This is a genomic window from Sphingobium sp. OAS761 (assembly GCF_024168485.1).
GTDB lineage: Bacteria > Pseudomonadota > Alphaproteobacteria > Sphingomonadales > Sphingomonadaceae > Sphingobium.
The window spans coordinates 256,763-276,784 of record NZ_JALJVY010000005.1; the positions used below are offsets into that span (position 1 = coordinate 256,763).

18 protein-coding genes are annotated in these 20,022 nt (G+C 62.7%); 11 read left to right on the top strand and 7 right to left on the bottom strand.

Annotation, left to right across the window (positions count from 1 at the left end; all coding sequences use genetic code 11):
* The first annotated feature begins 24 nt into the window (after nucleotides 1–24).
* Both msrB and J3E64_RS09000 read left to right on the top strand, forming a co-directional pair.
* Nucleotides 25–429: a peptide-methionine (R)-S-oxide reductase MsrB gene (gene msrB / locus J3E64_RS08995; RefSeq protein ID WP_253342235.1), complete on the top strand. Its 405-nt coding sequence runs from the start codon at nucleotides 25–27 to the stop codon at nucleotides 427–429.
* A 118-nt stretch (nucleotides 430–547) separates the two neighbouring features.
* Complete coding sequence (locus tag J3E64_RS09000) at nucleotides 548–2,638, top strand: transglycosylase domain-containing protein (protein WP_253342237.1); 2,091 nt, start codon at nucleotides 548–550, stop codon at nucleotides 2,636–2,638.
* A gap of 30 nt (nucleotides 2,639–2,668) precedes the next feature.
* Here the strand turns inward: J3E64_RS09000 and J3E64_RS09005 are convergent, their stop codons facing one another.
* A complete protein-coding gene (locus tag J3E64_RS09005) occupies nucleotides 2,669–3,634 on the bottom strand; it encodes a retroviral-like aspartic protease family protein (RefSeq protein WP_253342239.1) in 966 nt (321 codons plus the stop codon).
* 262 nt (nucleotides 3,635–3,896) lie between these two features.
* Here J3E64_RS09005 and rho point away from each other — a divergent pair, with 262 nt between their 5' ends.
* On the top strand, nucleotides 3,897–5,153 hold the full coding sequence (gene rho, locus J3E64_RS09010; protein WP_253342241.1) for a transcription termination factor Rho: 1,257 nt from the start codon (nucleotides 3,897–3,899) through the stop codon (nucleotides 5,151–5,153).
* Nucleotides 5,154–5,261: 108 nt separating this feature from the next.
* Nucleotides 5,262–5,981, top strand: a complete 720-nt coding sequence (locus J3E64_RS09015; RefSeq protein WP_253342243.1) for a YjbE family putative metal transport protein — start codon at nucleotides 5,262–5,264, stop codon at nucleotides 5,979–5,981.
* A gap of 80 nt (nucleotides 5,982–6,061) precedes the next feature.
* Here the strand turns inward: J3E64_RS09015 and J3E64_RS09020 are convergent, their stop codons facing one another.
* Together J3E64_RS09020 and J3E64_RS09025 are read right to left on the bottom strand one after the other, a co-directional pair.
* Nucleotides 6,062–7,012 (bottom strand): quinone oxidoreductase, encoded by a 951-nt coding sequence (locus tag J3E64_RS09020; protein WP_253342245.1) that lies wholly within the window; start codon nucleotides 7,010–7,012, stop codon nucleotides 6,062–6,064.
* Between the two features lie 17 nt (nucleotides 7,013–7,029).
* Nucleotides 7,030–7,731: a dienelactone hydrolase family protein gene (locus J3E64_RS09025; protein ID WP_253342247.1), complete on the bottom strand. Its 702-nt coding sequence runs from the start codon at nucleotides 7,729–7,731 to the stop codon at nucleotides 7,030–7,032.
* Between the two features lie 155 nt (nucleotides 7,732–7,886).
* Between J3E64_RS09025 and J3E64_RS09030 the strand changes: the two genes are divergently transcribed.
* The 7 genes from J3E64_RS09030 (at nucleotide 7,887) to pepN (ending at nucleotide 16,383) form a co-directional block, all read left to right on the top strand.
* Entirely contained in the window at nucleotides 7,887–8,144 is a 258-nt protein-coding gene (locus J3E64_RS09030) for a DUF6489 family protein (RefSeq protein ID WP_253342343.1), read from the top strand.
* 19 nt (nucleotides 8,145–8,163) lie between these two features.
* A complete protein-coding gene (mnmE, locus tag J3E64_RS09035) occupies nucleotides 8,164–9,447 on the top strand; it encodes a tRNA uridine-5-carboxymethylaminomethyl(34) synthesis GTPase MnmE (protein WP_253342249.1) in 1,284 nt (427 codons plus the stop codon).
* 59 nt (nucleotides 9,448–9,506) lie between these two features.
* On the top strand, nucleotides 9,507–11,360 hold the full coding sequence (mnmG, locus tag J3E64_RS09040) for a tRNA uridine-5-carboxymethylaminomethyl(34) synthesis enzyme MnmG (protein ID WP_253342251.1): 1,854 nt from the start codon (nucleotides 9,507–9,509) through the stop codon (nucleotides 11,358–11,360).
* The gene (gene rsmG, locus J3E64_RS09045; protein ID WP_253342253.1) at nucleotides 11,357–12,001 is read left to right on the top strand and encodes a 16S rRNA (guanine(527)-N(7))-methyltransferase RsmG; all 645 of its coding nucleotides are present in this window, start codon (nucleotides 11,357–11,359) and stop codon (nucleotides 11,999–12,001) included. The genes mnmG and rsmG overlap by 4 nt, the downstream gene beginning before the upstream one ends.
* Nucleotides 11,998–12,780: a ParA family protein gene (locus J3E64_RS09050; RefSeq protein ID WP_301287188.1), complete on the top strand. Its 783-nt coding sequence runs from the start codon at nucleotides 11,998–12,000 to the stop codon at nucleotides 12,778–12,780. The genes rsmG and J3E64_RS09050 overlap by 4 nt, the downstream gene beginning before the upstream one ends.
* A complete protein-coding gene (locus J3E64_RS09055; RefSeq protein WP_253342257.1) occupies nucleotides 12,777–13,703 on the top strand; it encodes a ParB/RepB/Spo0J family partition protein in 927 nt (308 codons plus the stop codon). The genes J3E64_RS09050 and J3E64_RS09055 overlap by 4 nt, the downstream gene beginning before the upstream one ends.
* Nucleotides 13,704–13,782: 79 nt before the next feature.
* The gene (gene pepN, locus J3E64_RS09060; RefSeq protein ID WP_253342259.1) at nucleotides 13,783–16,383 is read left to right on the top strand and encodes an aminopeptidase N; all 2,601 of its coding nucleotides are present in this window, start codon (nucleotides 13,783–13,785) and stop codon (nucleotides 16,381–16,383) included.
* Between the two features lie 9 nt (nucleotides 16,384–16,392).
* On the opposite strand, the gene J3E64_RS09065 is transcribed toward pepN, so the two are convergent.
* From J3E64_RS09065 to J3E64_RS09080, 4 genes are read right to left on the bottom strand one after another with little or no spacing between them, the layout of a single operon-like run.
* Complete coding sequence (locus tag J3E64_RS09065; protein ID WP_253342261.1) at nucleotides 16,393–17,007, bottom strand: ABC-type transport auxiliary lipoprotein family protein; 615 nt, start codon at nucleotides 17,005–17,007, stop codon at nucleotides 16,393–16,395.
* A 20-nt stretch (nucleotides 17,008–17,027) separates the two neighbouring features.
* The gene (locus J3E64_RS09070; RefSeq protein WP_253342263.1) at nucleotides 17,028–17,990 is read right to left on the bottom strand and encodes an MlaD family protein; all 963 of its coding nucleotides are present in this window, start codon (nucleotides 17,988–17,990) and stop codon (nucleotides 17,028–17,030) included.
* A gap of 3 nt (nucleotides 17,991–17,993) precedes the next feature.
* The gene (locus J3E64_RS09075; protein ID WP_253342345.1) at nucleotides 17,994–18,872 is read right to left on the bottom strand and encodes an ABC transporter ATP-binding protein; all 879 of its coding nucleotides are present in this window, start codon (nucleotides 18,870–18,872) and stop codon (nucleotides 17,994–17,996) included.
* Nucleotides 18,869–19,978 carry an ABC transporter permease gene (locus J3E64_RS09080; RefSeq protein WP_253342265.1) on the bottom strand — a complete coding sequence of 370 codons (1,110 nt, stop codon included), beginning with the start codon at nucleotides 19,976–19,978 and terminating at the stop codon, nucleotides 18,869–18,871. The genes J3E64_RS09075 and J3E64_RS09080 overlap by 4 nt, the downstream gene beginning before the upstream one ends.
* Nucleotides 19,979–20,022 lie beyond the last annotated feature (44 nt).

Below are 20,022 nucleotides of genomic sequence, written 5' to 3' on the forward strand. Positions count from 1 at the left end.
GGACGCCGGGACCATATTGGGGGCATGGACAAGATGACGCTCACCGACGCGCAATGGCGCGACCGCCTGTCGCCCGAACAATATCATGTGTTGCGGGAAGCCGGCACCGAACGGGCCTTTACCGGCAAATATAACGCGAACAAGGCCGACGGCGTCTATTATTGCGCCGGTTGCGGCACCGAATTGTTCGACGCCGACGAAAAATATGACAGCGGATCGGGCTGGCCCAGCTTTACCGCGCCTGTCGACATCGACGCGGTCGAGGAGATTCGCGACACCAGCCACGGCATGGTGCGCACCGAGGTGCGTTGTGCCAAATGCGAGGGGCATCTGGGCCATGTTTTTCCCGACGGCCCCGGGGTCAATGGCCTGCGGTATTGCATGAACAGCGCCAGCCTGGACTTCAAGCCGCGCGATAGCGGCGACTGACCCGTTCAGCCTCTGTAAAGCGCGCATCGGCATGGCAAAAGCCAACGGTCTTTTCCGGCATTTGCGCATGATTTGCGCTGGTCGGAACGGGCAATAGCGCGTATCCGGGGCGGCACAGATGGCAGGATCAGGCAAGAGCAGAGGCGCGCCCGGCCGCGTAAGGACATGGCTGGTGCGCGCGTTGAAGATCGGCGTGGCGGCGGGTGTAGCGGGATTGCTGGCGGTGGTGATCGCGGTGGTGATCGCGATGCAGTCCCTTCCCGATTATCAAAGCCTCAAATCCTCCCCCAACGGCCAGATGATCCGCGTCCATGCCGCCGACGGCAGTGTCATCGTGTCATTAGGGCCCAGCTTCGGGCGATGGATGCGCTACGACCAGATTCCCCAGGTCATGGTCGATGCGATGATCTCTACCGAGGACAAGCGTTTCTATCACCATCCCGGCGTCGATCCCGTCGGCATGGCACGCGCCGGGTGGGTGGCGCTGGAACGGCGGGGGTCCGGCCGCCGCTGGCAGGGCGCATCGACCATCACCCAGCAGGTGACGCGCAACATCTTCCTCAACAACAGCTACAGCTGGGGCCGCAAGGTACGCGAAATCGTCCTGGCTCTTGCCATGGAACGCAAATTTTCCAAGCGCCAGATACTCGAACTCTATCTCAACAAGGTATATTTCGGCGGGGGCGCCTATGGCATCGACGCGGCCAGCCGCAAATTCTTCGGCCATTCCGCGACCAGCCTGAACCTGCCGGAAGCGGCGATCATCGCCGGGCTGGTCAAGGCGCCATCCAGCTATTCTCCCACCGCCGACGCGGACGCCGCCATCGGCCGCGCCGGCGTGGTGCTGGGCCTGATGCAGGACAATGGCGTCATCAGCGCGTCCGAGCGGGCGGATGTAGATCTGCGCGACGTCAAGATGGCACCCGAACCGCCGCAGAACAGCGTCCGATACTTCACGGACTGGGTGCTGCCCCAGCTCGACGTGCTGATCGATGAGTCCAGCGAGCCGCTGGAAGTCTATACGACAATCGACCTCGGCATGCAGCGGGCCGCAACCGCGGCGATCCAGTCGAACGTGCCGTCGGGCACCCAGGGCGCGCTGGTCAGCCTGGACCGGGATGGTGCGGTGCGCGCCATGGTGGGTGGACTGGACTATGTGACGTCCAACTATAATCGCGCCACCACAGCGACCCGGCAACCGGGTTCGGCCTGGAAGATCTTCGTCTACATGGCCGCGCTGGAAGCCGGCTACACGCCCGATACCAGCATCACGGACGAGCCTGTGACGATCAACGGCTGGAGCCCGCGCAACAGCAATGGCCGGTTCGCCGGGGCGATCGACATCCGCACCGCCTTTGCCTATTCGATCAACACGGTGGCGGCAAAGCTGGGCGTCGAGGTCGGCTTTCCCACGGTGGCGGACATGGCGCGGCGCTTCGGCATTTCGACGCCCATCAATACGCATCCCTCCATGGTGCTGGGCACGTCGGATGTGCATCTGATCGACATGACCCGCGCCTTCGCGTCGATCGCGCGCAAAGGGGTGGCCGTGACCCCCTATGGCATTACGAAGGTCACGACGGCCGACGGCCGGATGTTGTACCAGCATCAGGACGATACCAGCCGGGTTCTGGTGGCGCCCTGGGTCGCGGCCGGCATGACCGACCTCATGCAGACGGCGGTATCGACCGGGACCGGCAGGGCCGCGCAGATCGGCAGACCTGTGGCGGGCAAGACCGGGACCACCAGCAGCAACAAGGACGGCTGGTTCCTGGGTTTTTCGAGCGGGATCACGACCGGTGTGTGGATGGGGCGGGACGATGCCAAGGCCGTGGGCGGGCTTCAGGGCGGCCGCGCGCCTGCCCGCGCGTTCGCGGACTATATGAAGGCGGCGGTTGCCAAGCGACCCGTGGAGCAGTTCGACACGCAGGTCACCTTGCCTGAGTGGCAGCTCGAGCCGGACGAGGAAGCCTATTATAACAGTCCTGACGACGGGATGATGGTCGACGAGAACGGCCTGCCGATCGAGCGGCCGCAGGCGGAACCGGACATTCGCGACGATGAGCCGGCGATGGAGGTCGATCCGGAAGATCGTCCCGCAGCGCCGCCGAAACTCGACCAGCAATGGATCGACAATGTCCTTGGCCGCAACCGGCAACGCCAGCCGCCGCCGCAGCCAGTTCCGAATCGGCCAGCGCCCAATCCCTGATCGCGCCGTGGCTCCTTCAGGCCCGAAACCTTATCGCGCCGGGGGACCGTTCGCCGCGAAGCGGGTATGACTGAGCGCGCTTGCATCGGGCAGCAGGAAATCGACCTTGCCCCGGGCGAAGTCGATCGCGACCCGGTCGAAAATCCTCAGTGCGCTGATGCCCAGCAACAGGGCGGGTTTTTCCTGCAAGCCCAGTTCCGCGAAGGGGCTGGCGTCGGCGAACAGCACGGGCACCTGCGTCAGGTTGACACGGCCCATGCGCACCGACTTGATCATGCCGACCGCGCCCGTCAGCTCCCCGCCCGTGACGCTGGTCAGCGTGGCGACCATCAGGTCGGGAGCGCGCTTTTTCGACAAGAGCCGGTCGCGCAGCGCCAGATTGCCGATGCTGTAATTGCTGCCCGTGTCGAGCATGATGTTGACGCGCATGCCGTTGACGTCGGAATCGAGCAGGATCAACTGGCCGCGTTTGCGCCTGGCCTCCACCACGATCGTATCGGGTTCCGAAGCCGCGCGGCTGGCCCGGCGGCTGTCGCTGATCGCCATCTGGCCAGTGCGGAAATTCAGTATGACACGTTTGGCATGCAGGCTGTCGAGCCCCAGCAAGCCCGGCGCGCCCAGATGTTCGCCTTCCAGTACGGGTGCCTCGATGTCCTGGATCTCGCCCCCCGCGAAGTTCAGGTGAGGAACTGCTACCGTGGTCGTTTCCGCGCGTCCGGTCATGCTGAGGATAGTCACATTGTTGCGCGGCGGGAGCGCCAGCCGTTGCGCCAGGTCGCGGGCGATGACCGTGCGCTGCGACCCGGTGTCGATGATGAAGTTCCACGGCCCCTTGCCGTCGATATGTATGGGGATGCTGACCCGGTTGTCGGGCGCCGTCTGGGTTCGCACCACCGCCGGCGGCTGATCCGGATCGAGCGGGGGGGCATCGCGGGCAGACAGGGGCGACGATGACAGCGCCAGTCCGACGCCCATCAGCACGCGCAGCCGAACCATATCCTCTTCCTTTCTTTTGCCCCGCCATTCTAGCACAAAAGCCGATGATCGCCCAGCGGCACTACCGGTCGTATCAAGCCGGAAATGCGGGCGCCCCTTGCGGCACTTCCGTTTCCCGCCTTGACTTGGTGGCGGGCGGATCGCTAAGTGCGGAACTGCCCAACCTCGCCCGTCCGGAGCGAAGGGCCGCTGGCTATATCGGCCGGCCATTCCTCCCCATTTCCGGTCATTTTCATCTTCTCCTCATCGGACTGAATCGCCAATGCATCTCAAGGACCTCAAGAAAAAAGCGCCCGCCGACCTGGTCACCATGGCCGAAGATCTGGGCGTGGAGGGTGCATCCACCCTGCGGAAGCAGGATTTGATGTTCGCGATTCTGAAGGCCGAGGCCGAAAATGGCGAGCAGATCATGGGCGAAGGCACGATCGAGGTGCTGCCCGACGGTTTCGGTTTCCTCCGCTCGCCCGAGGCGAATTTCCTCGCTGGTCCCGACGACATTTATGTGTCGCCCAATCAGGTGCGCAAGTTCGGCCTGCGCACCGGCGATACGGTGGAAGGCGAGATTCGCGCGCCCAAGGATGGCGAACGCTATTTCGCGCTGACCAAGCTGCTCTCGGTCAATTTCGACGATCCCGACGCCGTGCGTCACCGCGTCAATTTCGATAATCTGACGCCGCTCTATCCCGATGAGAAGCTGCGCCTCGACACGCTCGACCCGACCGTGAAGGACAAATCGGCCCGCGTCATCGACATCGTGTCCCCGCAAGGCAAGGGCCAGCGTACCCTGATCGTGGCGCCGCCGCGCGTCGGCAAGACGGTGATGCTCCAGAATATCGCCAAGGCGATCACCGACAATCATCCCGAGGTGTTCCTGATCGTCCTTCTGATCGACGAGCGCCCGGAAGAAGTCACAGACATGCAGCGCAGCGTGAAGGGTGAGGTTGTTTCGTCGACCTTCGACGAGCCTGCGACCCGCCACGTCCAGGTCGCGGAAATGGTGATCGAAAAGGCCAAGCGTCTGGTCGAGCACAAGAAGGATGTCGTCATCCTGCTCGATTCGATCACGCGTCTTGGCCGCGCCTACAACACCGTCGTGCCGAGTTCAGGCAAGGTGCTGACCGGTGGCGTCGACGCCAATGCGCTCCAGCGGCCCAAGCGCTTTTTCGGTGCCGCGCGCAACATCGAGGAAGGCGGTTCGCTCTCGATCATCGCCACCGCGCTGATCGACACCGGCAGCCGCATGGACGAGGTGATCTTCGAAGAGTTCAAGGGCACCGGTAACTCGGAAATCGTGCTGGATCGCAAAGTTGCGGACAAGCGGATCTTCCCGGCGCTGGACGTCGGCAAGTCGGGGACGCGCAAGGAAGAATTGCTGGTCGACAAGCCGACGCTCAGCAAGATGTGGGTCCTGCGTCGCATCCTGATGCAGATGGGAACGATCGACGCGATGGAATTCCTGCTCGACAAGATGAAGGATTCCAAGACCAACGAGGATTTCTTCGCCACAATGAACCAGTAAGGGTGCGGCCGGGTTAATCCCCGGAACCCGGACTTCATATTGTATCGCGACGCCGGGCCATGCATGGTCCGGCGTTCTTCTTGACAACCGAAGGGACGTCAGGCCGCCATGTTCGACCTTTTCACCGCCGCTGCCGCCGCCGTTCAGAGCGTCGGATCACCCGCTGAAATCTGGCAACATATCGTCAATGATTTCAGTAATATCACCTCTCCTTCGGCACTTTCCGCCTTCCTTCAGGTACTGATGATCGACGTGCTGCTGGCGGGGGACAACGCCATCGTGGTGGGTGCATTGGCGGCGGGATTGCCGGCCGATCAGCGCAAGAAGGTCATCCTGATCGGCATTCTTGCCGCGCTGGTATTGCGCATCGCCTTCGCGCTGGTGGTCAGTCAGTTGATGCAGATCGTGGGCCTGATCCTGGCCGGCGGCCTGTTGTTGCTGTGGGTCAGTTGGAAGATGTGGCGCGAACTGCATCCGCACCGCGGTGCGGATACGCCCGACGATCCGAGCGACGACGACATATCCGGGCTGCGTCCGGCCAAGAGCTTTGTCGGCGCCGCTTGGGCCGTTGCTGTAGCGGATGTATCCATGAGCCTGGACAATGTCCTGGCGGTTGCCGGCGCTGCGCGAGACCATCCCGGAATCTTGATGATCGGTCTGGTTCTTTCGGTCGCGCTGATGGGCATCGCCGCCAATGTCATCGCCCATTATATCGAGCGCTTTCGCTGGATCGCCTATCTGGGCCTGGCGGTCATCGTCTATGTCGCGGTGAAGATGATTTATGAAGGCTTTGTCGATCATCAGGTGGGAATATTGACCCTGTTCTGATCGCGCATGCTCGAAAGGCAGGAAAGAGGGGCGGTGCCTTCGGGCGCTGCCCCCTTTTCTTGAGAAAATTCAGCTATCTGTCACGGGATAAGTACGGTCGCACCAGTAGTCTGTCGCGCTTCGAGGGCCCGGTGCGCATTGGCTGCATCGTCCAGCCCATAACGCTGTCCGATCCGCGCCTTCACCACGCCGCGCTGCATCCGGTCGAACAGGCGGGCGGCCGTGTGCTGCAATTCGGGTGCCGTTGCGATATAGTCGAACAGGGTAGGGCGCGTCACATAGAGAGATCCGCCGCGGCTGAGATCGAGCAGGTTTACCGGCGGCACGGCGCCCGACGCGTTGCCAAAACTGACCATCAGGCCCCTTCGCTTGAGGCTGGCGAGGGAGGCGGACCAGCTGTCCTTGCCTACGCCGTCGTAGACGATGTCAACGCCGGTACCATCGGTCAGATTGCGCACTGCCATGGCCAGACCGTCGAACGGCCCATGCAGGCTATGGTCGGCATCGATCGTGTGCGCTTTGTCCGCCGATCCGCAATGCGCGATGACCGTCACGCCCTTGTCCCGTAGCCAGGGCACAAGAATCGATCCGACACCACCCGCCGCCGCGTGGACCAGCGCGACCTGACCGGCGCGAAGTCCGATGCAATCTTCAGCGAGGTAACAGGCGGTCATGCCTTTCAGCATCGTCGCCGCCGCATCCTCGCTTGATATACCGTCAGGGATCGGGACGACCTGCGCCGCCGGGACGATGCGATGTGTAGCGTAGGCGCCCAGACCCTGCACGCAGACCACATGATCTCCCTCGGAAAGGTTCGTTACGCCCGGCCCCACAGCCACGATACGCCCCGCTGCCTCGGATCCCAAGGCAGCGGGCAAAGGGGCGGGATAAAGGCCCGAGCGGTAATAGGTGTCGATGAAGTTCAGGCCGACCGCATCCTGCGCGATCAGGACTTCGCCTTCTGCCGGCTGGCCGGGGTCGAAATCCTCCCGCACGATCACGTCCGGTCCGCCATGGCAACGGACCACCATGCGCCATGGCCGATGCATCAGGCGAGGTGCTCGGCGAAGAAATCGGCAGTGCGCCCATCCGCCAGCTGTGCGGCATCCTCGACGCGGCGCTTGCCCATTTCGGCGGCGAAACCATGATCCAGCCCGTCATAATCATGCAGCGTCACATGCCGATTTCCGGACAATCCGTCATGCATCGCCTTTTGCACCTTGGGCGGGACGAAGCCGTCGGCGGTGGGAATGTGCAGCAACGTCGGCTTCCCGATGGCATGTTGTTCGCCAAGAAGGCCATCGATTCCCACGCCATAATAGCCGACAAATGCGTCGCCATCGGTCCGGCAGGCCGACATGAAGACCATGCGCCCGCCTAGGCAATAGCCGACCAGTCCGACCTTGCCGTTCCCGCCCAGGTCGGTACGGGCCGCCTTGATGGTGGCCTCGATATCGCGAATGCCCTGATCCTGGTTGAAATCCGTAATGTAAGCGAGGGCGCGATCCATCTCCTCGGCGATGTCGGCATCCAGTTCGATGTGCGGCGACAGCCGCCAGAACAGGTCGGGCGCGTAGGCGAGATAGCCGGCCTTTGCCCAATTGTCGCATTTGCGGCGGATGCCTTCATTGACGCCGAAAATCTCCTGAACAACGATGATCGCCGCCTTCGGTGTGCCTTCGGGGCGCGCCACATATACGTCGAACTGAGCGTCGCCTTCCAATGTGGAGATGGGGGTGAAGCCTGACATGTTCGCACTCCTCTGCTTTTTTCGGGTTGATGGCATATTGGCTGAATGCCCGGCGGGTGCAACCGTCTTGGGATACTCAAAAAAATTGCCACGATGTGACTATTTGCGGCATGACAGCACATGATACAGCCGCAGCAACCAAGGAGGCGTGCGAAATGAAGGTGACGGTCGATGTGGATTGCAGCCCGGCCGAGGCGCGCGCCTTTCTGGGACTGCCGGATGTCAGCCCCATTCACGACAAATATGTAAAGACCGTCCTCGACAGTCTGGAGGGCACGATCAATGTCGAACAGATGGAAACGCTGTTCAAAAGTTTCTCGCCGCTCGGGGATGCTGGCATGCGCTTGTTTCAGCAGATGATGAACATCGGCCTCTCCGGCATGGGCGGCGGCAGCAAGGACGGAAAGAAGTAAGCGGGCTCCGCCGCATGTCATGAGCGATACGATCTACGCCTTGTCGAGCGGCGCGCCGCCCGCCGGGGTGGCCGTTATCCGCGTGAGCGGTCCGGGAGCCCGAAACGCCTTGCAGCAACTCGCGGGACGGGTGCCGGCCGAACGGCGCGCCAGTCTTGCCCTGCTGAAGGATCCGCGCGGCGGCGGGCTGCTTGACCGTGCACTGGTGCTATGGCTGCCCGCGCCCCAAACCGTCACCGGGGAGGATATGGCCGAATTTCATTGTCATGGTGGCCGTGCCGTCGTGGCGGCCGTCGAGACGGCGCTCGGCACTTTGCCGGGATTGCGGCGGGCGATAGCGGGAGAGTTCACCCGCCGGGCCTTCGAGCAGGGACGCATGGACCTGAATGCCGTCGAAGGTCTGTCCGACCTGCTGGCGGCGGAAACGGACCAGCAGCGCCGTGCCGCACTCCTGATGGCCGAGGGGCATTTCTCACGGCATGTCGAGCGGTGGCGAAGCGACCTGTTGACGCTATCGGCGATGGCCGAGGCTGCGCTGGATTTTTCCGACGAAGATGACGTGCCCGATCAGGGCATTGAGACGCATATCGTCAACGGCGTTAGGGTGCTAGGCGAAGATGTCGGGCGCGCGCTTGAAGCACCGTCGGCCGAGCGCTTGCGTGACGGCATACGCGTGGTTCTGGCTGGACCGCCCAACGCCGGAAAGTCCACGTTGCTGAACGCATTGGTGGGCCGGGATGCGGCGATCGTGTCGCCCCTGGCAGGTACGACTCGCGATCGGATAGAGGTCCCCGTCGCAATCGGCGGCACTGCCTTTTTGTTCACCGATACTGCCGGCCTGCGCGAGGAGGCCGGGGACGCCGTGGAAGCGATAGGCATGGACCGTACACGGGCGGCACTGGATGGTGCCGACATCATCCTTTGGCTGGGGGGCGGTAACGACCTGCCCCGGGATGATGCCGTGCTGATCGCGGCCCAGTGCGATCGCGACCCGGCGACGGCGCGACCCGGGCTTGCCCTGTCGGCGGTGACAGGAGCGGGCCTGGACCAGTTGGTCGCCCTGCTGCTCGAACGCGCCGCCACGCTGCTTCCCGGGGATGGGGAGGTCGCGCTTCATGTTCGGCAGCGCGATGCGACAGGGATGCTGCACCATCATCTCACCATGGCTGCCGGGACGGATGACCTCCTGGTCTTGGCCGAAGAGTTGCGGCAAGCACGCCGCGCGATCGATGCCCTGACGGGGAGAGCCGGCACCGAGGACATGCTCGACCGCCTCTTTTCGGGATTTTGCATCGGCAAATAGCTATTGTTCCACGTGAAACGCTTTTGACCGTTGCCGGGCGAATCTGGTAAGGACGCTTCATGCGGACAAGCTATGATGTGATCGTGGTCGGAGGAGGCCATGCCGGGTGCGAAGCGGCAGCAGCGGCAGCGCGAAAGGGCGCACATGTGGCCCTTATCACCTTCGACAGGCACACGGTGGGCGCAATGTCCTGCAATCCGGCGATCGGAGGTCTGGGCAAAGGGCATCTCGTTCGTGAAGTCGATGCACTCGACGGACTGATCGGACGCGGTGCGGACGCCGCTGCCATACATTATCGCATGCTCAATAGCAGCAAGGGTGCCGCCGTTCAGGGGCCGCGGGTGCAGGCCGATCGCAAAAGATATCGCGACGCCGTTCAGGCGATGTTGGCGGACCAGGACGGCCTCGAAATTCTCGCGGCGGATGTCCGGGCCTTGTCGTTGACCCCCAATGGGGCCGTGAGCGGCGTGGAGATTTCTGACGGGACTGTCATTGCTGCACGATCCGTCGTGCTGTCGACGGGTACCTTTCTGGGCGGGCGCCTCTTTCGCGGCAACGAGCGTCTGACCGGTGGCCGGATCGGGGAGCGTGCCGCCACCGCGCTTGGCGTGCAATTGCGGGAAATCGGCCTGCCGACAGGGCGGCTCAAGACGGGCACGCCGCCCCGTATTGACGGGCGTACCATTGACTGGGCAAGGCTCGATACGCAGCCTTCGGACGAAAGCGGCTGGACCATGTCCCCGCTGTCGCCGGGGCGTGCGCTGCCGCAGCTCGCTTGCGCCATCACCCGGACCAATGAACGGACGCACCAGATCATACGCGACGGCCTTGGCCGGTCGCCCTTGTTCAGCGGTGCGATAGAAGGGCGGGGTCCACGCTATTGCCCGTCGATCGAGGACAAGATCCAGCGCTTCGGCGACCGGGATGGACATCAGATTTTTCTGGAGCCGGAGGGCCTGGACGATCCGTTGGTTTATCCCAATGGTATAAGCACCTCGCTACCCACCGACGTTCAAGTGGCGATGGTTCGGTCCATGGTCGGATTGGAGCGGGCGGAAATCTCTGTTCCGGGCTATGCGGTCGAATATGATCATATCGATCCCCGCGCGCTGGACATCAGTCTGGAAGTTCGCGCCATCCCCGGCTTGTTTTGTGCGGGCCAGATCAATGGTACGACCGGGTATGAGGAAGCCGCAGCACAGGGACTGGTGGCCGGGACGAACGCCGCGGCCCGGGCCCGGGGCGAAGATACCATGATCCTCGACCGGGCAAGCAGCTATATCGGCGTGATGATCGACGATCTCGTGCTTCAGGGTGTTACCGAACCCTATCGCATGCTCACGGCGCGGGCGGAATATCGACTTCGTCTGCGCGCGGACAATGCGTCGACGCGGCTCACGTCCATCGGCATGACCCACGCCATTATCGGCGACACGCGACGCCGCTGGATGGAGCACCGTCTGACGCTGCGGGCACAGGCCGAAACCGGCCTAGGTAGAATGATGACCGCTACAGAAATGGCGCGCGCCGGTGCGGCAGTGCGGCAGGATGGCGCGCGGCGATCCCTGTTCGATTGGGCACGCTTCCCGGAGGTCGACAGGAATATACTCGCTGCTCTGGCCCCAGCGATGAATGATCTGCCTGCCGACCTGCGGGACGAAATATGGGAAGATGCCCACTACGCGCCTTATCTGGAGCGGCAGGATGCCGAAGTCGCCGACCTGCGGCGCAATGAGCGGGTATTCATTCCTGGCGATTTCGATTTCCGGACCATTGGTGGCTTGTCTAGTGAGATGGTCGAACGGCTGACCGCCGCGCAGCCGGACACGCTGGCGGCGGCGGGGCGGATACGCGGCATAACGCCGGCGGCGCTAGCGGCGATACTCGTTCATGTCCGACGGATGGCCGCATGACGGAAGATGAAGCGCGGTCTTGGATCGACGCGCAGTTTAATGTTTCACGTGAAACATGGAGGCGGCTGGAGCGGTATGTGACGCTGCTTCTTGCCGGGATGACCGAACAAAATCTTATCGCTGAATCGACCCGTGACCAAGTGTGGGCGCGGCACATCACGGACTCCGCGCAATTGTTGCGCCACGCGACTAATGCGAAAGACGGCATCTGGATCGATCTGGGCTCGGGCGCCGGGCTGCCCGGCATCGTGCTTGCCTGCCTCAGCGACCGGCCACTGATGATGGTCGAATCCCGTCGCAAACGGATCGACTTTCTCAACAACGTGCTGCGTGATCTCGACCTGCGGCACGCGTCGGTTTTCGGGGGACGGGTGGAAACGGTGCCTGCTGCGAGCGCCGCCATATTGTCGGCGCGTGCATATGCGCCGTTGCCGCGTCTATTCTCGTCGGCGCAGCATTTATCCGATAAAAACACCGTCTGGGTGCTGCCCAAAGGGCGAAATGCGGAAAATGAACTGGAGGCTACGCGCGGGACATGGCAAGCTGTGTTTCACGTGGAACCAAGCGTGACAGATGAAGCAAGCGCCATCATCGTCGCGCAAGCCGTCAAGCCCGTCGCTGGAAGGAACAAATGCGCATGATCCGCATAGCTATTGCCAACCAGAAGGGCGGGGTCGGGAAAACGACAACGGCGATCAATCTTGCCACTGGCCTGGCCGCTACTGGGCTGCGCGTGCTTTTGGTCGATCTGGATCCGCAAGGGAATGCGTCGACTGGGCTTGGCGTCGGGCATGCTGACCGGGCGCAGTCGAGCTATGACCTGCTCGTGGGGAATTGCGCTCTCGAAGACGCGGTTGTGACGACGCGCGTTCCGAAGCTGGACCTTGTCCCCGCCACGCAGGATTTGTCGGGTGCCGAAATAGAGTTGATCGAATATCAGGAAAGGACTCACCGGCTGGAGCAGGTGTTGGCCGAGGCGCCTTCCGGACGATGGGATATTTGTCTGATCGACTGCCCGCCCTCGCTAGGCCTGCTCACGATCAACGCCATGGTGGCCGCCCAATCGCTGCTGGTTCCGCTCCAATGCGAATTTTTCGCCCTGGAAGGCTTGTCCCAGTTGCTCCAGACGGTGGAGCGGATTCGCGGCCGGTTCAATCCGGTCCTGTCGATCATGGGGGTTGCGCTGACCATGTATGACAAGCGAAACCGGCTGACCGACCAGGTGGCGGACGACGTTCGGGCGTGCCTAGGCGATCTGGTCTTTTCGACCGTGATTCCGCGCAATGTGCGTTTGTCCGAAGCGCCAAGTCACGGCGTGCCCGCCCTTATATATGACTTTCGATGTGCGGGTTCGGAAGCATATATGCGTCTGGCGCGCGAATTGATCGCGCGTCTGCCTGCTCTGGAGGTTGCCGCTTGAGCGACGAGATTTCCGACAAGCCGAAGAATGTGAAGCGTCCGCACGGGCTGGGCAGGGGGTTGTCCGCCCTGCTTGGCGATGCCGTGCGTGAGGAGCCGGTAGCACCGAGCGGCGCACCCTCCGGCAAAGCCGTCCAGAATATCGAGGTGGCGCTGATCCAGCCTCACCCGGAACAGCCACGGCGGCATTTCGACAGCGATGCGTTGCAGGAGCTGGCAGACAGTATCGCCAAGCGCGGTGTCATTCAGCCCATCATCGTGCGTCCCCATGGTGGCGGCTTCCAGATCGTGGCGGGCGAACGCCGTTGGCGTGCGGCGCAGCGTGCGCAACTGCATCGCATTCCCGCGATCGTGCGGGAGTTTGACGAACAGGAGACGCTGGAAATAGCGCTGGTGGAAAATATCCAGCGTGAAGACCTTAATCCGATCGAAGAGGCCGAGGCTTATCGCAAGCTGATCGCCGAATTCCATCATAGCCAGGAGGCGCTCGGGCGGATTGTCGGCAAATCGCGCAGCCATATCGCGAACCTCATGCGACTACTGGACCTGCCTGTCTCGGTGCAGCAGCAAGTACAGGAAAACCGCATCAGCATGGGCCATGCGCGCGCCTTGATCGGCGTGCCTGAATGTGAGGCGCTGGCAGTCCAGGTGGAAGCCAAGGGTTTGTCGGTGCGTGAGACGGAACAATGGGTTCGGCGCGTAAAGGCCGGTAAGGAAGGGTCCGCGACCCGGCAGGCGGCGACGAATATGCCGGGTCACAAAGATCCCGACATCGCCGCGCTGGAGCAGCATCTCGCCGACATGCTTGGATTGAAAGTAGATATCCGGCATGAGGGGCCGAACGGCGGCAATCTGACGCTGCGCTATTCGACCCTGGATCAGCTCGATATGTTGTGCCAGCGCCTTTCGGGCGAGCGTATCTAAGGCATTCCGCCCAAAAAGGCTGCGAAAAAGGCCATCCGGCCCACTGGTCTTTTAACAGGATGGTGCCTAATTTGCGCCTATGGCCGACATGCAATCTACCCAAGCCGCCGCCCCCATGATCATCCGCCGTACAGATTATCGTCCGCCCGACTGGCTGGTGCCCGACATCGCGCTGGATTTCGATCTCGACCCCGCGCTTACCCGCGTGCGCGCGCGCCTTTCGGTGGCGCGCAATGGCGATCATGACCGTCCGCTTCGCCTTGACGGCGACGGGTTGGTACCGCTGGAAATAGCGGTTGATGGCGTTCCCCTGGCGCAGACCGACTGGCATATGGAAGCCGGCGCGATGATCATCGCGCTAAGTGGTGACATCCATGTCGTCGAAACGCTGGTCGAGTTGGTGCCGGAGAGCAACAGCAAGCTCATGGGCCTTTATGCGAGCGGTGGCCTGCTCTGTACCCAGTGCGAGGCGGAGGGGTTTCGCCGCATTACGTTCTTCCCCGACCGGCCCGACATCCTTTCGCGCTATGATGTGCGGATGATTGCGGACAAGGCGCGATTTCCGGTCCTGTTGGCCAATGGAGACCCGGTGGAAAACGGCGATCTGGACGATGGTCGTCACTGGGCGCGGTGGACCGACCCCTATCCCAAGCCATGCTATCTCTTCGCGCTCGTTGCGGCCGATCTGGCCTGTAACGAAGATCGCTTCGTCACGATGAGCGGGCGTGAGGTGCGGTTGGGCATATGGGTCAAGGAACCCGACCTGCCACGCACCGGCCATGCCATGGAGGCGCTGAAAAATTCCATGGCCTGGGACGAGCGCGTTTATGGCCGTGAATATGATCTGGACGTGTTCAACATCGTCGCCGTCGCCGACTTCAATTTCGGCGCGATGGAGAATAAGGGCCTCAACATATTCAATTCCCGTTATATTCTTGCCGACCCCGAAACTGCGACCGACATTGATTATGACGGCGTCGAAGGGGTGGTCGCCCACGAATATTTCCACAACTGGTCCGGCAACCGGGTCACTTGTCGCGACTGGTTCCAGCTTTCGCTGAAGGAAGGGTTCACCGTCTTTCGCGACCAGAATTTTTCTGCTGACATGGGAAGCCATGCGGTGAAGCGGATCGAGGATGTCCGCATCTTGCGCGCAGCCCAGTTCCAGGAGGACTCAGGACCGCTGGCACATCCGGTTCGTCCCGAATCCTATATGGAAATCAGTAACTTCTACACAGCGACCATCTACAATAAGGGCGCTGAACTGATCCGGATGATGGCACTTATGCTGGGTCCGGAACGGTTTCGTGCGGGTACCGACCTATATTTCGATCGCCATGACGGACAAGCCGCGACCTGCGAGGATTTCGTGCGTGCGATGGAGGAGGGCGGGAACGTCGATCTGACCCAGTTCCGTCGCTGGTACGAACAGGCGGGCACGCCGCGGGTCCGTGCGCTGATGACCCATGACCCGGCATCGGGTCAGGTTGAACTGACGCTGGAACAGCATGTCCCGCCCACGCCCGGACAGCCCGACAAAAAGCCGATGGCGATCCCGCTGCGGACGGCTCTGTTCGATCCCGCCACCGGCACGCACCATGGTGACCAGTTGCTGATGCTGACCGAAGCGCGACAGAGCTTCCGGTTCGAAGGTCATGTTGCGGCGCCGGTCCTGTCGATCAATCGCGGCTTTTCCGCGCCCGTGATCATGGAGACCAACGGTAGCCAGGCGGACCTTGCGTTTCTCTCCGCGCACGACGACGACGCGTTCGGGCGCTATGAAGCGATGCAGCAACTGATGGTCAACGTGCTGGTCGCGCAGGTGGCGGGCCGGCTGGCGGATGACGATGCGGTGGTGGCAGCGATTCGCCATACCATAACCGATCCGGGGCTCGATGCCGCCTTTGTCGCGGAAACGATCCGCCTGCCGAGCGAAGCCTATCTGGGTGACCAGATGACGCTGGTCGATCCCGACGCGATCCATGCCGCGCGCGATGCCCTTCAGCACAAGATCGGCGCGGCGCTGGAACCGATATGGCGCGACATTCATGCCCGGACCAAGGCCGGGGGCTTTGCCCTTTCGCCTGCGGCCAAGAGCGCGCGGAAGTTGCGCAATACCGCGCTGCTTTATCTGGTTGCTTCGGGAACGGAAGACGGCGCGCAGATCGCTTTTTCCCAGTTCCATGAGGCCGACAACATGACGGAGCGTCAGGCCGCGTTGGGCACGCTGGTGAACGGCACCAGTCCTGAACGCGATGCGGCGCTGGACATTTTCTATCACCGTTATTCGGGCGATGCATTGACGCTGGACAAATGGTTTCAGACCCAGGCATTCGGCTTTCATCCCGACACGGTGGAGCTGGTCGAGGAACTGGGGCGGCACAAGGATTTCACCCTGTCGAACCCCAATCGCGTCCGCTCCCTTTATGGGGCGTTCGCGGGCAATCAATGGGCATTCCACCATCGGTCCGGCAAGGGCTACCGGCTGGTCGCCGACTGCATCCTCGCGCTGGACCGGCTCAATCCGCAGACTGCCGCGCGGCTGGTGCCGCCCATGGGACGCTGGAAGCGGTTCGATGCCGATCGGGCGGCGATGATGCGCGCCGAACTGGAACGCATATTGGCGCAGCCGGGCCTGTCGAAGGATGTGACCGAGCAGGCCGGCAAGAGCCTGGACTGACGATGAGCCTTACTGCTCCTTAACCGCCGCGACCCAGGCGGCGACGTCTTTCGCGACCATGTTTGCGGCCGTGTTGAGTGGGACGCCGACGCTGGTTGCGTCAATCTTGCCGCCCACCGGCGTGCGCGCGGTAAAGCGTTGTCGCGCGATCGCCAGACCATTGGGCGTCGTCAGCATCGCGTCATAGGTCACGACCGCCTGACCGGACGGTTCATCGATCCCGAAATCGACCAGTTCGCCGGTCAGGCGCTGACCGCCATCGCCCGAAAACTGTCCCGAATCCAGCACGACGCGACTGGTCGTGGCCGAAATCGTCTCAGCCAGAAGGCGGCGAAACAAATGACGCGGCGTGTCGGCCCACTGGACCTTGGTCACGTAAGCGACCGAAGTCGCGGCGGTTCGGACAGGTACGCGCACCGTGTCCAGCATCTTGGACGCATCGGGGTCAGTGACGATCAGCGTGCGGCCGTCGCCCGCGACGCGGGCCGCTCCTGCCGGTACTTTTTGCGCAGCGTCGAGCGTCAGCAGCCTCTCGGGCACCTTGCCGCCGAAGGACACGCACCCCGACAACAGCATGCCGACGGTCAGCGCGGCTGCGGCACTCCGGATTTTTGCGTGGAACATGCGGCTCATCCTTCCCGTCATCATGGCTTATAGTCCGGCAATTTGGGTGATCCGACCAGCGAACCGGCGCCCTGCTGATCGAGCTTTTCCGCGACGCCGCGGAACGCGCGGGACATTTCGCGCAGGTCCCGAACCAACTGGTTGACCTCCGGCATGGTCTGGTTGCTGAAGGCGCGCACGCCCGGCTGCGCTTCGCTGATCGTCTTGTCGAGCGTGTCGATGCTGCGGGTCGCGGACTGGACCGTTTTGCGCAGATCGCTCATCAGCGGCTTGCCTTCGTCATTCAACAATGAGTCGGTGGTTGCCGCCAGCTTGCCTATCTGTTCGACAGCGACGCCGGTCCGTTGCACCGCGATACGCGCTTCGGCCAGTGTGGCGGCGATTTCCGGACTGCGATCGGCCAGAGATCCGGAAATGCGTTCGACATTGGCCAATATGCCGGCGATCGACCGCTGGTTCTTGTCGTCCAGCAATTCGGTCAGCCGCTCGGTAAGGGTCGAAATCCGTTCCAGCAGCTGCGGCGCGTTGTTGAGCAATTCGCCCAGGGCACCCGGCTTGGTCGGGATAACGGGCACGCCATCGGGGCAAACCGCCAACGGATTGTCTTGCGGGCAATTGATCGGCGGCGCGCCCTTGACCGCGCCGTCCAGCACGATTTCGCTCACGCCCGTGAAACCCACGCCCTGGATCGTCGCGGTCGTGCCTTGCAGCACGGGGGTTCCTTCGCGGACGGAAATGCGCACCTTCACGAAGCTGGGGTCGCGCTTCCACAGTTCGATCTTCTCGACCTGCCCGGACGGCACGCCCGCATAGTTGACGCCGGATCCCTTGGCGAGGCCGTTTACCGACTGCTTGAAGAAAATGTCATATTCCTTGTTGTCCCCCTGTGACAGGCGGGAAAACCAGAAGGCGGTGGCCATGATGGCCGCCAGCAGCAGCAAGGTGACTGCGCCCACCAGCACGTGGTTGGAACGGGTTTCCATATCCTATTGCCTTCCATCCGGGGCGTGCGGGGCCCCCTGCTGTTGCCGGCCCTTTTCGCGCGTCACCGCCGCTGTCGCGGCCCGGCCGCGCGGACCGTTGAAATATTCCTGGATCCAGGGATGGTCGGTGGCCAGCAATTCATCGATCGTGCCGACCGCGATCACGCGCTTGTCCGCCAGCACCGCCACCCGGTCGCAGATCGAATAAAGCGTATCGAGATCATGGGTGATGAGAAAGACGGTGAGGCCCAGCGTCCGTTGCAGGCTGCGCGTCTGGTCGTCGAATGCCGCCGCGCCGATGGGATCGAGGCCCGCTGTGGGCTCGTCGAGAAACAGCAGGTCCGGGTCCAGTGCGAGCGCGCGGGCGAGGCCGGCGCGCTTCTTCATCCCCCCCGACAGTTCGGCCGGATATTTGGGGGCCGCCTCGGCCGGCAGACCGGTCATGCGAATCTTGTAGGCGGCGATTTCGTCCCGCAGCCGGGGGTTGATATTCGGATAATATTCGCGGATCGGCACTTCGACATTTTCTGCCACGGTCAGCGTGGAAAACAGCGCACCACCCTGGAACAGAACGCCCCAGCGTTTGCGAACCGCCAGCGCTTCGTCATCCAGCCGGCCTATCATGGACTCGCCGAACACATGGATTTCGCCCTGTTCGGGCGTTTGCAGTCCGATGATCGAGCGCATCAGCACCGACTTGCCCGTGCCCGATCCACCGACGACGCCCAGAATTTCGCCCTTGCGCACATCCAGATCCAGATCGTCGTGCACCGTCTGGCTGCCGAAACTGTTGCGCAGGCCGCGCACCCGGATGGCGACGTCGCTGGTTTCGACCGCCACGTCTACCCGTTCTTCCTCCCGGATTTCTTCGTCGCTCATCAGTTCCACCCCACCCAGGTGAAAAAGACGGCGAAAAAGGCATCGAGCACGATGACGAGGAAGATGGCCTGAACGACCGCCGCCGTGGTGCGCAGGCCGACTTCTTCCGCATTGGCTTCGACCTGCATGCCCTGGAAGCAGCCGGCCAGCGCGATGATCACGCCGAAGACGGGCGCCTTGATCAAACCCACCCAAAGGTCGGTGATGGGCACCACTTCGCGCAGGCGCTGGAAGAAGGTGATGGGCGGAATGTCCAGCGAGACGGCGCACAGGAAACCCCCGCCGATCACGGCGACGATGGACGAATAGAAGCCGAGCAGCGGCATCATGATGACCACCGCCATGGTCCTGGGCAACACAAGCGCTTCCATCGGCGATACGCCGATGGTCCGCATCGCATCGACTTCCTCCGTCAGCTTCATCGTGCCGAGTTGCGCGGCGAAGGCGGAGCCGGAACGGCCCGCGACCATGATGGCGGTCATGAGCACGCCCAGTTCGCGGAAGGTCAGGCGCCCGACCAGGTTGATCGTTAGCATCTCCATGCCGAATTGCCGCAACTGGACCGACCCCTGTTGCGCGATCACGATCCCGATCAGGAAGCTCATCAGGCCGATAATGCCCAGCGCGGATACGCCCACCACTTCGAACCGCTGCACCACGGCATTGATGCGAAAACGGCGGGGATTGCGAATCAGCGACCAGCTGGCGACGAGCGTTCCGCCGAAAAAGCCGAGCAGGCCGAGCAGGGTCGATCCGGCGGTGGTCACCGCTTCGCCGATCTGGCCGACCACGCGTGTGAGCGGGGAGACATGATCGGGCCGTATGGACACCGGTTCGTCCAGCGTGCTGAGCATATCGACCAGGCGCCGGGAATCCTCGTCCCCGCCTTCCACGACACAATCCAGCCGACGCGCTGTGCGGTGAACGGTCCAGGCACCGATCGTATCGATATGCGTGACGCCGGAAATATCGATGGCGCCAACGGGCCCTTCGATGGTTTCCAGCCGGTCGGGCAGGTCATGAAGGCAGGCGACGGAGAGGGACCCGGAAAGCCGGATCACCTTGCCGCCGTCGCGCATCTCTTCGGCAAGATCAGCGGCTTGGTTCATGCGTTGGGATTAGTGGTCCATTATCGGTTGCACGGCAAGCCGAA

Bases quoted from the DNA above. Each gene is read 5' to 3' on its own strand.
- msrB (WP_253342235.1), top strand. From the start codon at position 25: ATGGACAAGATGACGCTCACCGACGCGCAATGGCGCGACCGCCTGTCG.
- J3E64_RS09000 (WP_253342237.1), top strand. From the start codon at position 548: ATGGCAGGATCAGGCAAGAGCAGAGGCGCGCCCGGCCGCGTAAGGACA.
- J3E64_RS09005 (WP_253342239.1), bottom strand. From the start codon at position 3,634: ATGGTTCGGCTGCGCGTGCTGATGGGCGTCGGACTGGCGCTGTCATCG.
- rho (WP_253342241.1), top strand. From the start codon at position 3,897: ATGCATCTCAAGGACCTCAAGAAAAAAGCGCCCGCCGACCTGGTCACC.
- J3E64_RS09015 (WP_253342243.1), top strand. From the start codon at position 5,262: ATGTTCGACCTTTTCACCGCCGCTGCCGCCGCCGTTCAGAGCGTCGGA.
- J3E64_RS09020 (WP_253342245.1), bottom strand. From the start codon at position 7,012: ATGGTGGTCCGTTGCCATGGCGGACCGGACGTGATCGTGCGGGAGGAT.
- J3E64_RS09025 (WP_253342247.1), bottom strand. From the start codon at position 7,731: ATGTCAGGCTTCACCCCCATCTCCACATTGGAAGGCGACGCTCAGTTC.
- J3E64_RS09030 (WP_253342343.1), top strand. From the start codon at position 7,887: ATGAAGGTGACGGTCGATGTGGATTGCAGCCCGGCCGAGGCGCGCGCC.
- mnmE (WP_253342249.1), top strand. From the start codon at position 8,164: ATGAGCGATACGATCTACGCCTTGTCGAGCGGCGCGCCGCCCGCCGGG.
- mnmG (WP_253342251.1), top strand. From the start codon at position 9,507: ATGCGGACAAGCTATGATGTGATCGTGGTCGGAGGAGGCCATGCCGGG.
- rsmG (WP_253342253.1), top strand. From the start codon at position 11,357: ATGACGGAAGATGAAGCGCGGTCTTGGATCGACGCGCAGTTTAATGTT.
- J3E64_RS09050 (WP_301287188.1), top strand. From the start codon at position 11,998: ATGATCCGCATAGCTATTGCCAACCAGAAGGGCGGGGTCGGGAAAACG.
- pepN (WP_253342259.1), top strand. From the start codon at position 13,783: ATGGCCGACATGCAATCTACCCAAGCCGCCGCCCCCATGATCATCCGC.
- J3E64_RS09065 (WP_253342261.1), bottom strand. From the start codon at position 17,007: ATGTTCCACGCAAAAATCCGGAGTGCCGCAGCCGCGCTGACCGTCGGC.
- J3E64_RS09070 (WP_253342263.1), bottom strand. From the start codon at position 17,990: ATGGAAACCCGTTCCAACCACGTGCTGGTGGGCGCAGTCACCTTGCTG.
- J3E64_RS09080 (WP_253342265.1), bottom strand. From the start codon at position 19,978: ATGAACCAAGCCGCTGATCTTGCCGAAGAGATGCGCGACGGCGGCAAG.